We start from the raw sequence: 2,741 nt of genomic DNA, 5'->3' as shown, positions 1-2,741 counted from the left end.
CTTGAAGAGTATGAAGGCGGAAACGATCCGGGTATCAAAGTGATCTTGGCGGGCCGAATACCATACCACCTAATTCAGTCAGTAGATTTTGACGGTGACGAATACTACGGATACCCACACATATTTTGCCATTTTTCGCTAAAGGGGGAACCGTATGAAACCGTCGAATTCTACGAACAACGTCAACTTGAAGACTGGTCAAAGCCATATTTTGTTCAAATCGGCGAATATAAGAAAGTCCGACAAGAAAGCCTCAAGGCTGGTATCAAGCACGTATGACTATGCGCTGACGTCGTAGTAGTTGCTTTCGCCGCGCGGGCAGTTTTCCCGAAGAAGGTAGGCGCACCGCTTCAAGGACGGGTCGTCTGTGCCGAAGCTTTCTTCGGTGTGTCCGCACTTGCTGCAAGTCACCTCAACGCCTTCGACCGTGCCGTGATCGCCATCTAGGTCAACGTAGTCGGTTGAGGTCGAAACTAGGGCCATGGGTCGACTGCACGCTTGCAATAGAAAGTTTATAGAAATTCGCCGTTCTGAAATTATATAGTTAAATCAGTAAGTTACAACGTAAAGTGGCAGCCCGTAGGGGAATCGAACCCCTCTTTCCAGGTTGAAAACCTGGCGTCCTAACCGATAGACGAACGGGCCATGCTTGGCGTGCGGCGGTGTTTAGGCGGTTGCGGGATGACTCGCAAGGGGGTTTGTGCAGATTTTTGCGCAAATCCCAAATCAGCTTCGCGCCGCGTCTTCGAGCCTGAGTTGCGGTCGCGTGCGGCCTTGCCAGTGATTCAGTTCCAGACGCCCGGCAAGGTGAAACCGCATGCCGCCATGACCTTCGAGCAGGGGGCCGAGCGGGGTGTCGAAGGCACCGAAGGCGATGGCGTCGATGGCGGGTGACATCCCGTCGGAAAAGCTGATTTTCAGATGGGCTTCCCCGACCCGGCGCGCATGGGTGATCGCCATATCAGCAAAGGCGAAGCGGGGGGCGGGGGCGCCCTGGCCGAAGGGGCCCGCGCGTTCGATCTCTTCGATCAGCTCCGGCGTGACGGCACCGGGCATCAAGAGCCCGTCGAGGCGCAGGTCTCGCGGGCCTGTCGTGCCCGCACCTTGCCGGGCGAGCAGGTCCGAAAGCCGCGCCATCGCCGCCTCCAGCCGGTCGCGGGCAACGGTCAGCCCGGCCGCCATCTTGTGACCGCCGCCCTTGACCAGCAGCCCCTCGGCGGCCAGACGCTGGATCGCGGCACCGAGATCGACACCTGCGACCGAGCGGCCCGATCCCTTGCCCTCATCCCCCTCAAAGCCGATCACAACGGCGGGGCGGTTCGTGGCCTCCTTCAGCCGTGCCGCGACAATGCCGACAACGCCGGGATGCCACCCCTCATCCGCGGCCCAGACAAGGGGGGCGTCAAATCCGCGAGCCTCGGCCTGGGCGAGGGCCGCGTCGCGCACCCGGTTTTCGATCTCGCGCCGCTCGGTATTGAGCAAGTCGAGCCGTTCGGCCAACGCCGCCGCCTCATGCGGATCGTCGGTCGACAAAAGCCGCGCGCCAAGATCGGCCGCGCCGATGCGTCCGCCGGCATTGACGCGGGGGCCGAGGAGGAAGCCCAGATGATAGGGCGTGGGCGCCCGGTCCATACGTGCGACATCGGCGAGTTTTGTCAGCCCGATCCGCTCGCGCCGGGCCATGACCTTCAGCCCCTGCCGCACCAGCGCCCGGTTGACACCGACAAGCGGGGCCACGTCGGCCACTGTGGCGAGCGCCACAAGGTCAAGCATGGCCATCAGGTCGGGGCCCTTGGTGCCCTCTTCGCGCATAAGGCGGTTGGCCTCGACCAGCATCAGGAAGACAACCGAGGCCGCGCAGAGATGCGCGAGCGATCCGTCTTCGTCCTGCCGGTTGGGGTTCACCACCGCGAGGGCAGGGGGCAGGGTTTCAGCCCCCAGATGGTGGTCCAGCACCACGACATCCGCCCCCTTGGCTGCAGCGATGGGATCATGGGAAAGCGTGCCGCAATCGACGCAGAGAATAAGGTCGTGATCCCGCGCCAGTGCATCCATCGCGGGCACGTTCGGGCCGTAACCCTCGTCGATCCGGTCGGGGATATAAAGCGTGGCCTTGCAGCCCATGGCGCGCAGCCAGGTGATCAGAAGCGCGGCGGAGGATCCGCCATCGACATCGTAGTCGGCAAAGACCGCGATCCGCTCGCGCCCCTTCACCGCTTTCAAAAACCGGCTGGCGGCCGCCTCCATATCCTTCAGCTTGCGTGGATCGGGAAGCAGGTCGCGCAGTTGCGGCTCAAGGAACAGCGGTGCCTCGGCGGGCGCCACGCCACGCGCGACCAGCACGCGGCCAAGGGCCATGGGCAATCCCGTCTCCTGCACCATCGCCTCGGCCTGCCGGTCAGCCTCGACCGACGGGCCGGTCCAGCGGCGACCTGTGGCAGAGCTTTCGACGCCGAGGAACGCGCTCATGCCCGGGGGGCCAGAATGTCGGTTGTGCTCAGAGCCGTGGCGAATTCGCCGTGCAGGTGACCCACGGCCAGACGGTGGACAGTTTCGGCATACGGCACGTCGATACCCGGCTGCCAGCCCATGTCGACATTGCTGGTGAAGGCGGCACAGGCGTCGTGGGCCAGCGTGACTGTGAAGCCCAGATTGCCCGCCATTCGGGTCGTGGTGGAGACACAATGCGGTGTGGTCAGGCCACAGATCACAAGGTCGGTGATCCCTGCTGCCCGCAGACG

At 63.2% G+C, this 2,741-nt stretch carries 3 protein-coding genes and 1 tRNA gene; 1 reads left to right on the top strand and 3 read right to left on the bottom strand.

Translation table 11 applies throughout. From position 1 onward, the window contains the following. The coding region (locus WBB85_RS23645; protein WP_432641008.1) for a hypothetical protein at positions 1 to 279 on the top strand (279 nt) is incomplete at its 5' end. Positions 280 to 570: 291 nt separating this feature from the next. Here the strand turns inward: WBB85_RS23645 and WBB85_RS23640 are convergent. The 3 genes from WBB85_RS23640 to WBB85_RS23630 form a co-directional block, all read right to left on the bottom strand. Then, positions 571 to 645, bottom strand: a tRNA-Glu gene (locus tag WBB85_RS23640). An 81-nt stretch (positions 646 to 726) separates the two neighbouring features. Further along, positions 727 to 2,469: a single-stranded-DNA-specific exonuclease RecJ gene (recJ, locus tag WBB85_RS23635; protein WP_432641007.1), complete on the bottom strand. Its 1,743-nt coding sequence runs from the start codon at positions 2,467 to 2,469 to the stop codon at positions 727 to 729. Continuing rightward, the coding region (locus WBB85_RS23630; protein ID WP_432641006.1) for an isochorismatase family protein at positions 2,466 to 2,741 on the bottom strand (276 nt) is incomplete at its 5' end. The genes WBB85_RS23630 and recJ, both read right to left, overlap by 4 nt.

This window comes from Albidovulum sp. (assembly GCF_049646345.1).
Lineage (GTDB): Bacteria > Pseudomonadota > Alphaproteobacteria > Rhodobacterales > Rhodobacteraceae > Albidovulum.
Note: the sequence above shows the minus strand (reverse complement) of the source record. Positions and strands in the feature narration are given on the sequence as shown.

Excerpts from the sequence above, each read along its gene's own strand:
- recJ (WP_432641007.1), bottom strand. The coding sequence starts at position 2,469 with ATGAGCGCGTTCCTCGGCGTCGAAAGCTCTGCCACAGGTCGCCGCTGG.